The sequence below is a fragment of the Lysobacter sp. GQ73 genome (genome assembly GCF_059758755.1).
The window spans coordinates 29,146-46,021 of record NZ_JCAXEE010000010.1 but is presented as its reverse complement, the minus strand read 5'-3'; the positions used below and the strand labels follow the sequence as shown (position 1 = coordinate 46,021).

The following is a 16,876-nucleotide window of genomic DNA, read 5'->3' as shown; positions in this document are numbered from 1 at the left end:
GCACATGAATCTGTTCCGCAATCTGTTGTTCTGGATCGTCCTGGCCCTGGCCGGCGCGCTCGTCGCCCAACTGCTGGTGCAGGACCCCGGCCAAGTCGTGGTCACCTACGGCGGCATCGACTACGTCACCAATCTGCCGAAGGCCTTGCTGACCCTGATCGGCGGCCTGCTCGCGCTGTGGCTGGTGTGGAAGGTGATCAGCCTGCCGTTCGTGGCGATGCGCCGCCATCGCAAGAAGCAGGCGCGCGCGCGATTGATCGACGGCCTGGACGCTTTGCACCAGGGCCACTGGGCGCGCGCCGAGAAATCGCTCGCCCAGGCCGCGCGCAGCCGCGATGTGGCGGCGATCGCCGAAGTCGCCGCCGCGCGCTCGGCCCACGCGCGCGGCGATGCCGCCGCCGCAGGCCGCCACCTGGATGCGCTCGCCGCCGATTACCCGGTCGCGCGTGCGCTCGCCGTCGCCGACCTCGCCCTGGCCGACTCCACCCTGGCCGACGGCGGCGCCGCCGATGCGCTGGCCGCGCTCGACGCCGCCAACGTGCAACCACTGCCGCCGCGCGGCCTGGCCTTGCGCGCGCAGGCCCTGGCCGCGCTCGGCCGCGCCGGCGAGGCCTACGGCCTGCTCGGCGCGCTGCGCCAGCACGGCGTGTGGCCGGCCGAACGCCTCGCCCGGTTGGAAGCGGCCTGGGCCGAGGCCGCGCTGCGCGAAGCCGCCGACGCCAACGTGCTGGCCGACCACTGGGAAACCCTGCCGAAGCCGCTGAAGAGCGAGCCCGCCGCGGTCGCCGCCTACGCCGAGCGCGCCGCTGCGCTGCGCTGGGAAGAAGCCGCCGCCAAGAGCCTCGAACAGGCGCTCGACACGCGATGGGACGAATCGCTGGCGGCGCTGTACGGCCGCCTGCCGATCGGCCGCCTCGACGCGCGCCGCGCCCATGCCGAGCGTTGGCTGCAGGCGCACTCGGGCAGCCCCGGGCTGCTGGTCAGCCTGGCCCGGATCGCCCGCGCTCAGGGCCAATGGCCGCAGGCCGAGGCCTACCTGCATCGCGCGCTCGCCCAGGGCGCGAACAGCGAGGCCTGGGAGGAACTCGGCCATGGCTACGCCCAGGCCGGCGACGAGAACCGCGCCCGCCTGAGTTACGTCAACGCCCTGCGCGCCGCGCGCGGCGAAGCCGCCACCGAACTGCCCGGCCGCGACCTGCGGCAGAAAATTTTCGACGAGGCGGTGATCGAAGAACGCGACGAGCACGGCATGCCGCGTTTGCGCGGTTGAGCCGCGAGCTCGGCGGGCCGATGGTTCACCACGAAAACGGCCGCCTTCGCAGCGGCCGTTTTTCTGGCCGAATGCGCTCCGGCCGGCGCCGACACTCAGCGATCGTTGTCGCCGAAACTCGGCAGGGTGGCGAGGAACTCTTCGCCGCACCCGGCGTAGCGCGCATAGCGCTCGTCGATCCGTTTGGGATACAGCAACCGGGCCTTGAACAGGCCGACCGCGATCGCCGCGAGCAGCAGGGCCAGGCTCGACAAATAGGCCACGCCGCCGAGCCGCTGGTTCATCGCGACCAGCAAGGTCGCTACGCTGGCCGACAGCAGCAAGGCCACCGCCCACATCGCCACCCGACGCTTGCGCGCATGTTCGGCGCAGACCCCGACGTCGAGCCGCGCGCTCTTCCTGATCGCGACCCGCACGATCACGTAGATCACCAGGTTGAACAGGATCAGCAGGTGCCAGCCGCGGTGATGCCAGTAATAGCGTTGTTGCAGCTTCGGCGCTTTCGCCTCGGCATTGCATTTGACGCAACGCGCCGGCAGCTCGCCGTGGCGCTGCGCCACCAGGTCCTTGCCGTCTCGCCACGGACCGGCCTGTTCACCGGCGCGCCCGGCGGCGTCCCGGAACGGATGAATCAGCGCACTCTTCGGCGCTTCGTACGGATTGAAGCTCGGCATCGCCTTCCCTTTCGCTCGCCTGGTGCGTCGACGGCGCGACGGCGCGGATCGCCATTGCGCGCCTGCGCCTTGCTCGCGTTCCTTCGAGCTCATCCTAGCGGGCGGCGAAGGCAGCGCAAGCGCGGCGCCGATGCGACGACGGCGCCCCGGGGCGCCGTTGTCGCGGGCTGCGCGAGCGCGAAGCCTCAGCGCAACGGCACCGTCAGGGTCGAGGGGTTCGACGCCGGCGAACTGAAGCCGACCGAGCCGCCGATGCGCGTCGCCGCGGTGTAGCGCGGGTCCATGGTGTCGACCACCAGCACCAGCTTGCGGCCGGCCGGGATGTCCCAACTGGTGGCTTCCATGCGCAGGTCGATCGTCTTCGCCACACCCGGCGTCGCCCCGCGCAGCGAGTACGGCTTATGGCTCAGCAGCGAACCGTTGCCGAGCAGGTCGACGCTGTACAGGTACGCGAACAAGGTGACATCGGACTGCGTCGGCGTGACCGTGACGCGCAACTGCGGCATGCCGCTGAGCTGCTTGCCGGTCCAATAGGTCGGCGACGACCACACCGCGGCGCCGGCTCGCAGCACCAGCGGGATCGAGGCTTGCGGCGCGACCTGCAACGACTGCAGGAAGCCGCTGATCATGGCCACGCCGGAATCGGCGACGGTCGGCAAGCCGGTCAGGATCGAATGGTTCCAGCCGGTGCTCGGCGAACTCGACAACTCGCCGGTCGGCGCCAGCAGCCCGGTCGGCCGGCTCAATGCATACACGGTCGCGCCGCGCTGCACCGCGTTCCAGTCGGCATAGCCGCGCCAGTCGCCGTCCTGCGACTTCAGCCGCACCGGCGATTCGCGATCGACGCCGTTGGCCGCGCCCTTGAGGTGATGGTCGAACCAACGGCCGACCGCGTCGTAGATCTCGTTCGGCAGGCCGAGCGCGCCGGGCGCTTCGACCGTGGCGTGGTCGCCATGAGTGAACAGCAATTGTTTCGGACCGCTGAGGCCGTTGTAGAAGTCGATGTATTGGCCCGGGGTGAACAGGCTGTCGTTGAAGGCGTTGGCGAGCAGCACCGCGGTGCCGTTGCGGTTCAGCGCCGCCGCCTCGGTGACCGGGCTGCGCTGCGGAATCACCGGCAGCAGGCCGGCGACGGCGCCGTCGAAGTCGCCGAAGGCCATGCGTGCGCTGGCCTGGGCCAACTCCGGGCCGGGCCGGCCGGTGAGGTTGCCGGCCACCACCAGCAAGGCTGCGCCCTGCTGGCTGACGGTGCGGTTGGCGTACAGCGAGGCTTCCAGGTCGGCCCAGCCGCTCAGCGCCGCGACCGCCTTGATGCGCGGGTCGCGCTCGGCCGCGAGCAGGCTGATGCCGGCGCCGTAGGAAATGCCGCTGGCGCCGATCCGCGCCGGGTTCGACGGCGTGTGCGCGAGCGCCCAATCGATCACCGAGCTGACGTCCTCGACGGTGCCCGGCCCGGCGATGTCGATCTGCCCGGCCGAGTCCCAGAACCCGCGCGAGGTGTAGCTGACCACCACATAGCCCTGGCTGGCGAGGATACCGCCGCGGCCGACGTATTCCAGGTTCGGCACGGCCCAGCTGGCCGGCATCACCATGAGCGGGAACGGACCCGGTCCCTGGTCCTTGGGCACCATGACGAAGGCGCCCATTTCGGCCCCATCCCAGCCCGGAATGCGCTGGTAACTGCCTGTGAAGCCGCCCGCCGCCGCTGGCAGCGCGACGACGAACAAAGCCAGACACGACACGAACCACGACCAGATTCTGCGCATGAGTTCATCCCCTCCCAAGGATTGATCGGCACGATTGGATACGTTTGCGTATGGTTGTTGCGCAACGACCGTACCACCGCGCATGGACGAGGGCTCAGCGCCCGCAACCCGACTTTCGTGAACCCGGGCGACGCCGGTCACGGAACGTCCGAACGACCGGGCGTCAGCAGGGCGATCGAGCCGCCCCCGGCCTCGCGCACCGTCATGCGTGACCGCGATCACGGCTCGGCGTCGCGCCGCCGCATGTCCCGGCCTGAGCGCGCGGCATCGCCCGTTTGAGCTTGGACTTCACGGAGCGACCGTCATGGCCCTGAGCGATCTGTTTGCGAACGGCACCAAGCCCAATCTGATCCTGATCGTCACCGACCAGGAACGCAGCCTGCTGCAATGGCCGGCGGCCTATCAGCCCACGCTCGCGGCGAAGATGCCGGCGATGCGCCAACTCGCCGCCAACGGCATCGAATTCGCCAACGCTTTCACCGGCGCCTGCATGTGCTCGCCGAGCCGCGCGACCTTCCTGACCAGCCAGTACCCGGCGCGCACCGGCTGCACCACCACCGGCGGACGGGCCCTGCCGCTGCCGGACGTGCCGCTGCCACCGTACTTCCCCGACGGCGTGCCCAACCTCGCCACCGTGCTCAAGGCCGCCGGCTACGACTGCTACTGGATCGGCAAGTGGCACCTGCTCGGCGGCGAAGAACCCGGCACCCTGAGCAGCGACCTGCAGCCCTGGGGCTTCCAGAGCTGGGACCCGAACGACGCCGGCCTCAACCTCGGCACCACCTACCTCGGCGGCGGCACCCTGATCCCCCTGCAGCCGTTGCAACCACCCGGCCAGCCTGCGCAACCGAACCAGAACGACCAGCGCTACGTCGCCGACGCCCGCGCCTTCCTGCAGGCACCGCCGGCCGGGCCGTTCTGTCTGGTGGTGTCGCTGGTCAATCCGCACGACGCGCACCTGGGCTACTTGAACGAGGCCGCGACCTTCTACGACCAAAATGTCTACAGCCTCAGCGATGCGCCGATCCCGGCCAATGCCGGCGAAGACCTGGCGACCAAGCCGCGCGCGCAATCGAGCTTCACCTGGAGCCAGATGAGCGAAGGCCAGGCCAGCCAGCAGGATTTCGTCGACTTCTATGCGTATCTCGTCGAGTACGTCGATTCGCAGATCCAGCAGGTGCTCGACGCGATGGGCAGCGAACTGATCCGGCAGAGCCTGATCGTGCGCTTCGCCGACCACGGCGAACTCGGCCTCTCGCACGGCATGGTCGAGAAATTCGTCAACGCCTACGACGAAGCCATTCATGTACCGCTGCTGTTCTCCAACCCGATCGCCTGGCCGCAACCGCAGACCACCCAGGCCCTGGCGAGTTCGGTCGACCTGTTGCCGACCCTGGCCAGCCTGCTCGGGGTGAGCGGGCAATTCCCCGACTTGGTCGGCACCGACCTCAGCATGGTGCTCGACGGCAGCAGCAGCTCGGTGCAGGACTACGTGCACTACACCTACGACGACATCGCCGGCGACGGCCCGAGCCTGATCCGCGCGATTCGCTCATCGCAGTGGACGTACGCGGTGTACGGATCGGCGACCGACCCGAGCCAGGGCGGCGATTGGGAGATGTACGACCTGGTCGCCGACCCGCAGCAGAACACGAACCTCGCCGGCAACCCGGCCTTCGCGATGCAGCAACTCGTACTCGATGCCGAACTGCAGGCGCAGATGCGGGCCAAGGGCACCGCCCCGCCGAGCTCGGTGTGGCCGCCGCAATACCTCCCCGGCACCAGCCGCGGCGCGCCGCCGGCCTGAGGCCTGAAGCGTCTCGCGCTTCCGCCGTTGGGATGAGGGCGATCGATCGGATGTCGCCCTCGTCCGGCCCTTCGGGCCACCTTCTCCCGCAAGCGGGAGAAGGAAGCGTTCGGGAACGATCGAAAGGGCGTTGCGGCGACTGCACCGCAGTCGCTGACGCACAGAAGGTTCGGCGCCGATGCGTTGTTGTTGCTGTTGCTGTTGCTGTTGTTGTTGCGGTTGCGGTTGCGGTTGCGGTTGCGGTTGCGGAGATTTTGATTTGTCGCTTTGCCGGTCAAAAGCAGACCCGTAGGACGGCCCGCAGGGAGGCGGGCCGTGCGCAGGCAGGCCAGGGATGGCCTGTCTGGAGCATCCCTGCGTCGGCTTCGATCGTGCGGGCTGATGTCCTAGCAGGAAGAAGCACTTTTCTTCGGTGACTTTCTTTTGTTGCTTTGGACGAGAAAGTTACCCGCACCCTTTAGGGGGCGGAAGCTTTGCTGTTGATCTTGCTTCACCGCCCTGCGGCAAGAAGCGCCGCAACCGGAGACGGCGCGGTCGCGACTTGCGTCGCTCCTACCCTGCGACGGGGCGTGGCTTCGATCAATGGCGACGGCGATGCGGTTTCTATCCGTTCCGTGGTCGCGGCTTGCGTCGACCCTACCCTCGCGACGGGGCGTGGCTTCGATCAAGGGCGACGGCGATGCGATTCTATCCGTCCCGTGGTCGCGACTTGCGTCGCTCCTACCCTCGCGACGGGGCGTGGCCTCGATCGATGGCGACGGCGATGCGGTTTCTATCCGTCCCGTGGTCGCGGCTTACGCCGCTCCTACAAGGGATCGGTTCGCGTCACTGCGTCGCACGGACTCACCTCTGTAGGAGCGACGTGAGTCGCGACCGCGGAACGCGCAGAGGCGACGAGGCCATCGTCATCCGCCGAAGCGGCACGCTGTCGCCAGGGTAGGAGCGGCGCAAGCCGCGACCGCGCTGCAACGATCTTGCGGCGGATCATCCAATCAATCGGGATCGGGATCGGGATCGGGATCGGGATCAAGATCAAGATCAAAGCTTCCGCCACTAAAGCGGCGGGTCACTTTCTTTTGTCTGAAGCAACAAAAGAAAGTAACCAAAGAAAAGTGCCTTCTGTTTCGGATCAAGAGCCCGCAAGCGCGATGCCGACGCAGGGATGCTCCAGACAGGCCATCCATGGCCTGCTTGCGCACGGCCCGCATCCCTGCGGGCCGCCCTACGGGTCTATATTTGACCGGCAGAGCGGCACGGCAGTGAGCAGTGAGCAGTGAGCAGTGAGCAGTGAGCAGTGAGCAGTGAGCAGTGAGCAGTGAGCAGTGAAGCGGATCACAGCTCCTCCGCCAGCTACCGCCGACGACCTGCAAAGACGAGTAAGGGGCGCAGGCAACGCCCCACCCATCAACGCTCCAGAATCGCCACCACGCCCATGCCGCCGGCGGTGCAGATCGACACCAGGCAACGGCCGCCGCCGCGCTGCTTGAGCTCCTTGGCGGCGGTGGCGACCACGCGCGCGCCGGTCGCGGCGAAGGGATGGCCCGCCGCCAGGGAGGAACCGTTCGGGTTGATCTTGGCCGGGTCGATCCGGCCCATCGGCGCGTCCAGGCCGAGTCGGGTCTTGCAGTAGTCCTCGCTCTCCCAGGCGCGCAGAGTGCACAGCACCTGGGCGGCGAAGGCTTCGTGGATCTCGTACAGGTCGAAATCCTGCAGGGTCAGGCCGTTGCGCTTGAGCATCTCCGGCACGGCCACGGTCGGCGCCATCAGCAGGCCCTCGCCGTGGACGAAATCGACCGCGGCGACCTGCGCATCGCGCAAATAGCACAGCACTTCGTGGTTATGCGCCTGGGCCCATTCTTCCGAAGCCAGCAGGCAGGCCGCCGCGCCGTCGGTCAGCGGCGTGGAATTGGCCGCGGTCAGGGTGCCGCGGCCGGAGGTCTTGTCGAACGCCGGCTTCAGGGTCGCGAGCTTTTCCAGGCTGCTGTCGGCGCGCAGGTTGTTGTCGCGCGAGACGCCGCGGAAGCTCACCACCAGGTCTTCGAAGAAACCGCGCTCGTAGGCGGCGGCGAGCTTCTGGTGCGAAGACAGCGCCCACTCGTCCTGCGAATCGCGCGAGATGTTCCACTGCTTGGCCATGTCCTCGCAGTGCTCGCCCATGCTCTTGCCGGTGCGCGGCTCGGCCACGCCGGGGAACTCGGGCTTGAGCTCGCGCAGGCTGAAGCCCTTGAACGCGGCCAGCTTTTCCTTGGTGCCGCGCGCGCGCGCCGCTTCCAGCAAGCGCCGGCGCAGGCTCTTGCCGTACACGATCGGCACGTCCGAGGTGGTGTCCGAACCGCCGCCGATGCCCACGTCGATCTGGCCGAGGGCGATCTTGTTGGCCACGGTGATGATCGAGTCCAGCGAGGTGCCGCAGGCGCGCTGCAGGGTGATGCCGGGGGTCAGCGGCGACAGCCCCGACGACAGCGCCGCCTCGCGACCTAGGTTCCAGTCGCTGCTGTGCTTGATCACCGCGCCCATCGCCACTTCGCCGAGCTGTTGCCCGTGCAGGCCGAACTTTTCGACCAACGCGCCGAGCGTGCGCACCGACATGCCGAGGTTGCCGACGTCCGCATAGGCGGTGTTCTGGCGACAGAACGGAATACGCACGCCACCGAGCACGGCGACGGGACGGTTTTGACGCATCGGTACACCTCACAGGGAGTTTCGAACCGACCCGCCGCGGCGGAGCGGGCATAATGGCGCCCAGTGTAGCGCTGCACACGCGCTCTACCAAACGCCAGCGTATCCTCGGTGATCATGACCTCAGCCAGCCCTCCCGCCAGCGCTCCCCCGGCGCCCCTGCATGTCCTCGGCGCGCTCGCGCTGGAGCTCAAGGGCGACGCCGCGGTCGACCGCACCGCCTTGCCGCTCCAGGATGCCGGGGCGCTGTCGGAGAAGATCGCGCGCGACCTGGCCAGCTTCGCTGCCGAGGCCGGCGGCCTGGACCTGATCACCGTCGGCGCGCATTACGACCCGGTCGAGCTGCTGCGCCCGGGCTGGCCGTTGCACCGCGAGCTCGACGAACTGGCCGCCAACGCGCCGCGCGACCGCGCCGCCGCCTCGGCCGCCCGGGTGATCGCCTTCGGCGCCCACGACGAACGCCTGCCCGGCGCGCTGGCGCCCTCGCCCGACTTCGCCGGCGGCCCGTTGCGGCTGGTGCCGTTCGTGCTCAGCGGCGAGGCCGAAGTCGTCGCCCGCGTCGGCGAGATCCTCGAATCGAGCCTGCTCGAACGCGGCATGGCCGGCGCCGGCACCGCGCTGGCGGCCCAGGCCGCGTTCGGCCTGCAGGTCGAGCACGCCCGCTACCTGACCGTGCACGACCTCGCCGCGATGATGGCGATGCAGTACGAACACGCCGGCCTCGGCCCGCTGTGGCCGCTGCTCGAAACCGCCCTGCTGCAGCCCGACGGCGAGGAATGGCTGGATGCGCGCCCCGAACCGCTGATCCACTACAGCGAAGGCGAGGCCCGCATCGCGCTGTTCTCGCCGGCCGCCTGGCATGCCCGCTACGCGCCCGAAGCGCCGTGCAACACCGACGAATGCCGCGACAAGCTCAATCGCCGCTACCAGCACTTCGAGGCCCGCCTGAGGCAGATCTCGGCCGTGCTGGGCGCCCACGCGGTGCCGGTGACGTTCGTGCATTGCGACGGCGAGAGCGAAGCCGGCCAGCTTTGACCCGGCGGCGAGCCATCGCCGCATAACGCATCGAGGCCATGCAGCGTCGTTCGCACGTGCCCGCACGCGGTCGCGGCTTGCGCCGCTACGCCTTTGCTGCCGATATCGCCGAGCACCCAGACAGGAGCGGCGCAAGCCGCGACCGGTAAGCGCACCGTCGACGCTCCATCAACACGACTTTCCGAGCGTCGGTTATCGCAGAACCGCTACGCGGCCGCTGCCCGGCGCCGTCGCCGTCGCCGTCGCCGCATCAGGTGAGCTGCTCGTAGATGTCGTAGCCCGCATCGGCCATGCCCATCGCGGCGTAGGTCTGCTTCGCATTCGCGTTGGCGCGTTCGACGTACAGGCGCAGGCCGACCACGCCCGGGGTCGCCTGCGCGAGCGCGGCGACGTGACTGTGCAAGGCGTGGTAGACGCCCTGGCGGCGGTGGTCTTCGGCTACGTACACGCTCTGGATCCACCACCAGTCGCCGTTGCGCCAGTCGCTCCATTCGTGGGTCAGCATCGCGGTGCCGGCCGGCACCGCGATGGTCTCGTGGCCGCCGACATCGGCTTCGCGCATGGCGACGAAGTAACGCGCCCTGGCCGCATCGGCCAGGCCGGCGGCGACGCCGGCCCGCACGGTGTCGGGGTCGAGGCGCTTGTGCTCGGTTTCCCAGGCCATCGCGATCATCCAATCGGCGATCAGGTCGCGGTCGGTCGGAACGGCGTCGCGGATGCGCAGGCGGGTCATGGCGGAGTTCGCGAATGGAGAGCGGACAGGATAAGGCGACAGCGCCCGCACCGGGCGCCGCCGCCGGCACCGCGTTACCGGACCCGGCTCAGCGCAGGATCTTGATCACTCCGCAGGCCAGGCGCGCACCGGCATTGCCGGCCGGCTGGCTGCGGTAGTCGTCGGCCGAGGCATGCACGATCACTGCGCGGCCGCCGACATCGTTCATCGCATTGCCGCCGAGCGTCACGCCGCTGGCGTGCACGTCGACCTTGGCCACGCCTTCGGCGTCGGCAACGATGTTGTTCATGTCGCCGGCATGGTGCGGGCCGCGACCGACCTGCCCGTGCGGCTGGCCGACCGGGTTGAAATGGCCGCCGGCACTGCTGGCATCGGCCGCACTGCAGTCGCCTTTTTCGTGCACGTGGATCGCATGCGAGCTGTTCGGGGTCAGGCCGCCGATCTCGCCGGTGAAATGCACGCCGTCGCCCATCGGCCGCAGCGCCAGCTTGCCGCTGACCAGGCTGCCGGAGGCCGAAGCGAGCACGACCTGGCCGGCCTGGGCCGTCGACACCGGCTTGGGACCGGCGGGCGGGGCCGGCGGGGTCGGACGCGTGGTCTGGCCGCCGCATGCGGCGAGCGCGAGCACCGCCGCGGCGATGGAGAGGCGAAGGATCGGATTCATGCGGAACTCCTGTCGTCGGCGCCGGACAGGCGCACGGTAGAAGGTGATTCGACGCTAGCCCGGCGCAGGTTCAGCGCGAGTGAAACGCGCCGCCGCACCGTCGGCATCGCAACGGGCATCGGCGATTATGGGCACGAATACCGGCCTCGCGCGTTCGCCGGCGGCATTCCGCCAACCGCGGCATGTTCGCGACGATACCGCGGCGACTGCGGTCGCACCCGCGATCGAACCGCGGATGCGCTAACCCCCGCGCCGCCCGGGCCCCAGCTTGCGGGTCAAGGTATTGCGCCCCAGGCCGAGCCGCGTCGCCGCTTCGGTGCGGCGCCCGCCGGTGTGTTCGAGCGCGGCTTCCAGCAGCGCGCGATCGAAGCGCTCGCGTGCATCGGCGTGCAGATTGGCGCGCCCCTCGGCGAGCTGCGCGCGCGCCCAGCTCGACAGCTGCGCTTCCCACTCGGAGGCGCTGGCCGCGGCCTGGATCGCGACGCCGAGCACGTCGTCCATGTCCTGGCGGGTGATGGTCTCGCCCGGCGCCAGCGCCGCCAGGCGCCAGCACACGTTCTCGAGTTCGCGCACGTTGCCGGGCCAGTCGTGCGCCATCAAGCGTTCGAGCGCCGGCTTGGACAGCCGCTTGGCCGGGGCGGCGAAACGCAGCGCAGCCGAGGCCAGGAAGCGTTCGGCCAGTTGCGGCACGTCGGCGCGGCGCTCGCGCAGCGGCGGCAAGCGCAGTCGCACCACGTCGAGGCGATGCAGCAGGTCGGCGCGGAACCGGCCCTGCGCGACCAGGGTTTCCAGGTCCTGATGGGTGGCGGCGATCACCCGTACGTCGACGCGGATCAGTTCGCGGCCGCCGACCCGGAAAAACTCGCCTTCGGCCAGCACCCGCAGCAAGCGCGTCTGCAACGGCAGCGGCATGTCGCCGATTTCGTCGAGAAACAGGCTGCCGCCGTGCGCCTGCTCGAAACGTCCGACATGGCGCCGCTGCGCGCCGGTGAAGGCACCGGCCTCGTGGCCGAACAATTCGCTTTCCAGCAGCTCGGCCGGAATCGCCGCGGTGTTGAGCGCGACGAACGGGCGCGAGGCGCGCGGCGACTCGCGATGCAGCGCGCGCGCGACGAGCTCCTTGCCGGTGCCGGTTTCGCCGGTGATCAGCACCGACAACGGCGCCTGGGCCAGGCGGCCGATCGCGCGGAACAGGGTCAGCATCGCCGGGGTGTCGCCGATCAGGCTGTCCTCGGCGCCGCCGTCGGCGACCGCGCTCGCCTGCTCCTGCGGTTCGCTCGCCGCCAGGGTGCGCGCGGCCAGGGCCACCGCATCGTCGAGATCGAAGGGCTTGGACAGGAATTCCTGGGCGCCGCCGCGAAACGCGCCGGCGGTGCTGGCGACGTCGGTGTAGGCGCTCATGACCACGACCGGCAGCGACGGGGCGCGCGCCTTGAGTTTCTCCAGCAGCACCAGGCCGCCGTCGCCGGGCATGCGCACGTCGGTGAACAACAGGTCCGGCACGCCGCGCTGCTCCAGGGCTTCGAGCGCATCGCCGGCGTTTTCGAACCCGTCGACGTCGTAGCCGGCCTGGCGCAGCGCCGTCGACAGCACGAAACGGACCGAACGGTCGTCGTCGACGACCCAGATGCGTGCAGCGCTCATGTCGCGTCCTCTTCGGCTTCGATCTGCATCGGCAGCAACAGGGTGAATACGGTGTGGCCGGGCCGCGAGCGATAGGCCAGCGAGCCGCGATGCTCGCGCGAGACCTGCTGGGCCAGGGCCAGGCCCAGGCCGCTGCCTTCGGCGCGGCCCGACACCAGCGGCAGGAACAACTGCTCGGCCAGTTCGTCCGGCACGCCGTGGCCGTCGTCGATGATCTCCAGGCGCAGCGCGATCGGATGCACGGTGTCGGCGATGCGCACGCCGCGCTCGATGCGCGTGCGCAGGTTGACGTGAGTGGCCCTGGCCTCGATCGCGTTGCGCACCAGGTTCCACACCGCCTGCATCAGCCGGTCGGCGTCGCCGGCGAATTCGGGCAGGCTGGGGTCGTAGTCGCGCACCAGCCGCACCGCCCAGCCGGCATCGGCCTCGGCCAGGCGCAGCACGCGTTCGAGCACGGCATGGATGTTGAGCAAGGCATGCGGCCGCGGCGGCGACGGGTTCAACAGGCGGTCGACCAGTTCGGTCAGGCGCTCGACCTCGCTGTCGATCAGCTCGATCAACTCGCGCGACTCGGCGTCCTCGGCCCGGCGCGCCAGCAGCTGCGAAGCGCCCTTGAGCCCGGCCAGAGGATTGCGCAGCTCGTGCGCCAGCCCCTTCAACGAGGCCGACAGCGCCGACGGCAACAGCAAGGCCGGGTCGTCGCCGGGAAATTCGTCGACCGGATGCGCCTCCAGCAGCCAGCCGCCGTCGTCGCGACGGCTCAGCCACAGGTCGGCGAAGCGGTCCTCGCCGTTGGCATAACGCAGGCGCATCCGCCGCATCCGCAGCGGCGCCTCGTCGCCGCCCTGGCGGGTCAGGGCCAGGGCCAGGCGCCCGTCGCCGGCGTCGAGCCCGGCCAGGGTCCAGCCCAGCAGGCGCCGCGCGCCGATCCCGAACCAGCGCGAAAACGCGAGATTGCAGCCCAGGATCGCCCCGGCCGCGTCGCTCCAGGCCATCGGCGTGGTCAGGCTGTCGAGGCCGAGGTCCGGCGCGGGCAGGGGATCGGAGGGCATTGCACCATACTAGTGCAAAGCGCCGGCGGCGTCGGCGAGGGCTGCAGCGGGCCTGGAAACGCCGGCCCATTCCGGTGCATCCGGCCAGGGCATGGCGCTGCGAATGGCCGCTGGCCCTGGCCCGCCCCGTTAACACGCACGAAGCCGGGCCGCCCGCTCCCGAAACGTCGAGGAACGTTTACCGGGCGAGTAACGCCGAGCCAGGGCGAGAACACCCGTCTCGCGCCGCAACCAGAATCAGACACGACTCCCGCCACAGCCGCGCTCGCGCGCAACGCGCCCGAGCGCTTCGCCTCGTCCCATTGCCCGCAAGGACACGACCATGAGCTACCCGGATCGCCAGTACTCGCACGTCACCTGGGTCAGAAAGGACAGCGCAGCCTTCAAGGCGCTCATCGCGGGCCTGAGGAATCCGCATACCGCGCCCGGCGCGGTGACGACCTTCCTGACCAACATGACCGCAGCGCATGAGGCGTTCAAGGAAGGCCTGCATCCGAACGTGGACATGATGGCGCTGCTGAAGGCTTACCAGAATGCGACCGGCATCGTCTCGACCCGGGAATTCACCCTGCCCGACATCCCCGGCAATTCCGGCGGCCCCGGCAACGATTTCATCACCGACCTGATCGAAGGCATCGCCGGCGCGGCGATGACCGAGATCGGTATCGGCATCAGCCTGTACGCACTGGCGATGGATTTGATCGAACTGTTCGATATCAAACTGCATCTCCAGGGCATGCTGTTCAACACCGCTTCCACCGACCTGGAGAACATCGATTTCCGTTTCGGCCCGAACGGCATTCCCAACGTCCTGCCGCTGTCGGCCACGATACCGGCGCCCAAGTCCATCATGAACCCGGTCGACAAGAAGAACTACGACTGTGTGGGTTTCACCTTGTTCGGCGGCGTCGGTTACCAATCGCTGGAAGGCTTCTACATCGCCGTGACCGCGCAGCGCAAAAGAGACGATCCGCCGCCCATGTACTGCCAGTACTACGCCCAGGACCGCGGCATTGCCTCCGGTTTCGACGACCGCAATCACGCACCGCTGCGCGAGGTGTTCTACGAAGGGGGCGTCACCGGGGTGATGGTGGAGCAGGTCTCCAGCCCCAACGGGATCGTCGCGATCGTTTACGGCTGAAGGGGGCCGTGGCCGCATTCGGGGCGGAGCTGGCAGTATTCGCTTCGCCCCGCTGCCGAGACCGAGCCATGGCCGACCACCCCGATGTCGCCGCCGAGATCGTCGCCCGACTGTCGTCGATCTGCCTCGGCTTGCCCGAGGCTCATGAAGAGCGCGCCTGGGTCGGCACGCGCTGGATGATCGGCAAGAAGAACTTCGCCCATGTGCTGACGGTCGCCGCGGGCTGGCCGCCGGCCTACGCACAGGCCGCGGCCACGCAAGGGCCGGCGACGCTGTTGACCTTTCGCCTGCCCTTGCCGCGTGCGGATGCGCCGCGCTTCAAGCGCCCACCGTTCTTCCGCCCGGTGTGGTTTCCCAACATCGTCGGCATGAGCCTCGGCGGCGCCCCCGATTGGGACGAGGTCGCCGACCTGTTGACCGAGAGCTATTGCGTGCTGGCGCCGAAGAAGCTGGTCGCCTTGGTCGATCGGCCGGCGGATTGAGCGGCGCGAACGGCGAACGGCGAACGGCGAACGGGCGGAGCTTGCGCCCCGCCCGTTCGCCGGAGTGTCGCGCCCGGATGCGGTGCTTACGGCGCCACCACGTCCCAATCCATCACGTACCACCACCAGTTGTTCTGCACGTTGAGATGGCGGCCGACGAAGTTCGGCACCTTGCCGAGCCAGTACAGATGCCAGCCGCGATCGGCCGCCGGACGACCGTCCGGGAAGGTGCAGCGCGGCCCGCCCCACTTGGTGCAGTTGTTGAGCGTGGTCGCGCCGGGGCTCAGGTTCGGATAGTTCTCCCAGTCGTCGCAGGTGTTGTACTCGTAATGGCCGTTGGTGAAGTCATAGCCCCAGCGGTTGGCCGGATCGTACCGAGGGCTGTTGAGGCTGCCGTGGATGTTGCCGCAGGCCGCGGTGGTGGCATCGAAGCCGCGCGCGGTGAAACGTTCGAACAGGTTGGCGTCGGGCGGAAACATCGCCGGCGGCGGCGCCGGCGGACTGTTCGCCCAACGGCCGAAGCGGTGCCTCATGGTGCCTTCGACGCGATGCCCCATGTCCTCCAGCATCCGTTCCGGCTCGCGCTCGTAGTTGAAGCCCATGATGTTGAGCTTGACCTGACAGGTGGTGAGTTCGGCCGGAATCGGATCGCCATTGGTCGGAAACGCGCCGGGCCCGGCCATATTGGCTTCGAAGTAGCCGAAGTACGGCCCGCCCCACAGCCACAGTTCGTCGATTTCGCCGGCATTGGCCCTCTCGCACACGCCGTACTGGCGCAGCACGCTGACGTAGTCGAAGTCGTTCTGCAGCGGGCAGGTGTCGGGGTGATCGGCGAGACACTTCAGATAGGTAGCTTCGGTATAGATCGGGTTCTGCGTGCGCGGCGTAAACGCATCGACGAACACGTGCTCGGCGATGGAGTACTGCACCACCTGGCTGCTGGCCTGTTCGAGAAACTGGATGTACTGCTGCTCCAGCACTCGCGGGTCGTACCAACCTTTCGCCCGGCTCAGGCGCTGGTTGTTCATGCTGCGGATGGTCGGATTGAACTCGATCACCATCACCCGCTTGTGGATGGGCTCGTCGACGCGCGGGTCGCTGGAGCGGCCGACCCCGTCGAACAGGAACGAGATGTCTTCCCAGGTGTTCCAGTTCGGCTCGGTGCGGCGATAGACCTGGTCGCCGCGGGTCAGGAACTGGCGCAGCTTGCCGTCGCTGTAGAGTGCGACGTGAAAAGCGGTGATGGTCGACTCGGAACTGCCCGCGCCCGAGAACACCGAGGTGATGTCTTCCCACGCCGGCCAGCCGCCGCTCGCGGTCTGGGTGCGGCGGTACACCTGCCCGCCGCGCACCACGAACTGGCGCTGCAGGCCATCGGCGTACACCGCCACCGAGAACGAGCTGATCGGCTCGCTGCCCGTACCCGGGAACGCCGCATCGATGTTTTCCCAGGCGCCCCACTGGTCGATGCCGGTCTGGATGCGCCGATAGACATGGCCGCCTCGGGTCAGGAACTGCCGGTGCAAGCCATCGCGGTACAGCTCGACGTCGAACGCGGTGATCTCGCCGATGCCCTCCTGGACGGTGTTGAAGGCTGCGGTGATGTTTTCCCAGGTGTTCCAGTTGGGTTCGGTGCGCTTGTAGACGCGGCCGTTCTTGACCAGGTACTGGCGTTGCAGGCCGTCCGAGTACAGGGTCGGGCTGAACGAAGCGAGCGTGTTGGTGCGGCCTTGCACGACCGACGCGGGGTCGATCGCGGCCGTAGCCGTGGCCGGGGCCGCGTTCGCGGCGAAGGCGAGCGAGAGCGCGCCGAGCGCGATCGACAGCAGCGGCGGGCGCCGCCGCGGTTTGCGATGAAAGGTGAGCTGCATGAGAAAACTCCTGATGGAAGGCAGCGGTGTTCGATGCGAATGCGTTGCCGTTGCGTCG

General features: G+C 68.9%; 14 protein-coding genes. 5 read left to right on the top strand and 9 right to left on the bottom strand.

The window, feature by feature from the left end; genetic code table 11:
- Nucleotides 1-4 precede the first annotated feature (4 nt).
- Nucleotides 5-1,270, top strand: coding sequence for a heme biosynthesis HemY N-terminal domain-containing protein (locus AC6CH2_RS21225; RefSeq protein WP_498270950.1), 1,266 nt, complete (start codon nucleotides 5-7; stop codon nucleotides 1,268-1,270).
- A 95-nt stretch (nucleotides 1,271-1,365) separates the two neighbouring features.
- On the opposite strand, the gene AC6CH2_RS21220 is transcribed toward AC6CH2_RS21225, so the two are convergent.
- Together AC6CH2_RS21220 and AC6CH2_RS21215 are read right to left on the bottom strand one after the other, a co-directional pair.
- Entirely contained in the window at nucleotides 1,366-1,944 is a 579-nt protein-coding gene (locus AC6CH2_RS21220; RefSeq protein ID WP_498270949.1) for a hypothetical protein, read from the bottom strand.
- A gap of 185 nt (nucleotides 1,945-2,129) precedes the next feature.
- Nucleotides 2,130-3,710: a CocE/NonD family hydrolase gene (locus tag AC6CH2_RS21215; protein ID WP_498270948.1), complete on the bottom strand. Its 1,581-nt coding sequence runs from the start codon at nucleotides 3,708-3,710 to the stop codon at nucleotides 2,130-2,132.
- Between the two features lie 304 nt (nucleotides 3,711-4,014).
- Here AC6CH2_RS21215 and AC6CH2_RS21210 point away from each other — a divergent pair, with 304 nt between their 5' ends.
- On the top strand, nucleotides 4,015-5,517 hold the full coding sequence (locus AC6CH2_RS21210; RefSeq protein ID WP_498270947.1) for a sulfatase family protein: 1,503 nt from the start codon (nucleotides 4,015-4,017) through the stop codon (nucleotides 5,515-5,517).
- A gap of 992 nt (nucleotides 5,518-6,509) precedes the next feature.
- Here AC6CH2_RS21210 and AC6CH2_RS21205 read toward each other — a convergent pair.
- The gene (locus tag AC6CH2_RS21205; RefSeq protein WP_498270946.1) at nucleotides 6,510-6,716 is read right to left on the bottom strand and encodes a hypothetical protein; all 207 of its coding nucleotides are present in this window, start codon (nucleotides 6,714-6,716) and stop codon (nucleotides 6,510-6,512) included.
- Nucleotides 6,717-6,921: 205 nt separating this feature from the next.
- On the bottom strand, nucleotides 6,922-8,199 hold the full coding sequence (locus AC6CH2_RS21200; protein ID WP_435396592.1) for an acetyl-CoA C-acetyltransferase: 1,278 nt from the start codon (nucleotides 8,197-8,199) through the stop codon (nucleotides 6,922-6,924).
- Nucleotides 8,200-8,313: 114 nt separating this feature from the next.
- On the opposite strand from AC6CH2_RS21200, the gene AC6CH2_RS21195 reads away from it, so the two are divergent.
- Nucleotides 8,314-9,231: a hypothetical protein gene (locus tag AC6CH2_RS21195; RefSeq protein ID WP_498270945.1), complete on the top strand. Its 918-nt coding sequence runs from the start codon at nucleotides 8,314-8,316 to the stop codon at nucleotides 9,229-9,231.
- 250 nt (nucleotides 9,232-9,481) lie between these two features.
- Here the strand turns inward: AC6CH2_RS21195 and AC6CH2_RS21190 are convergent, their stop codons facing one another.
- The 4 genes from AC6CH2_RS21190 to AC6CH2_RS21175 form a co-directional block, all read right to left on the bottom strand.
- Complete coding sequence (locus AC6CH2_RS21190) at nucleotides 9,482-9,964, bottom strand: GNAT family N-acetyltransferase (RefSeq protein WP_498270944.1); 483 nt, start codon at nucleotides 9,962-9,964, stop codon at nucleotides 9,482-9,484.
- Between the two features lie 88 nt (nucleotides 9,965-10,052).
- Entirely contained in the window at nucleotides 10,053-10,628 is a 576-nt protein-coding gene (locus tag AC6CH2_RS21185; protein ID WP_498270943.1) for a superoxide dismutase family protein, read from the bottom strand.
- A gap of 240 nt (nucleotides 10,629-10,868) precedes the next feature.
- Complete coding sequence (ntrC, locus tag AC6CH2_RS21180; RefSeq protein WP_498270942.1) at nucleotides 10,869-12,272, bottom strand: nitrogen regulation protein NR(I); 1,404 nt, start codon at nucleotides 12,270-12,272, stop codon at nucleotides 10,869-10,871.
- Entirely contained in the window at nucleotides 12,269-13,324 is a 1,056-nt protein-coding gene (locus AC6CH2_RS21175; protein WP_498270941.1) for a two-component system sensor histidine kinase NtrB, read from the bottom strand. The genes ntrC and AC6CH2_RS21175 overlap by 4 nt, the downstream gene beginning before the upstream one ends.
- A 322-nt stretch (nucleotides 13,325-13,646) precedes the next feature.
- On the opposite strand from AC6CH2_RS21175, the gene AC6CH2_RS21170 reads away from it, so the two are divergent.
- Both AC6CH2_RS21170 and AC6CH2_RS21165 read left to right on the top strand, forming a co-directional pair.
- A complete protein-coding gene (locus AC6CH2_RS21170; RefSeq protein WP_498270940.1) occupies nucleotides 13,647-14,465 on the top strand; it encodes a hypothetical protein in 819 nt (272 codons plus the stop codon).
- A gap of 68 nt (nucleotides 14,466-14,533) precedes the next feature.
- The gene (locus tag AC6CH2_RS21165) at nucleotides 14,534-14,947 is read left to right on the top strand and encodes an MmcQ/YjbR family DNA-binding protein (protein WP_498270939.1); all 414 of its coding nucleotides are present in this window, start codon (nucleotides 14,534-14,536) and stop codon (nucleotides 14,945-14,947) included.
- 86 nt (nucleotides 14,948-15,033) lie between these two features.
- On the opposite strand, the gene AC6CH2_RS21160 is transcribed toward AC6CH2_RS21165, so the two are convergent.
- Complete coding sequence (locus AC6CH2_RS21160) at nucleotides 15,034-16,818, bottom strand: hypothetical protein (RefSeq protein WP_498270938.1); 1,785 nt, start codon at nucleotides 16,816-16,818, stop codon at nucleotides 15,034-15,036.
- Nucleotides 16,819-16,876 lie beyond the last annotated feature (58 nt).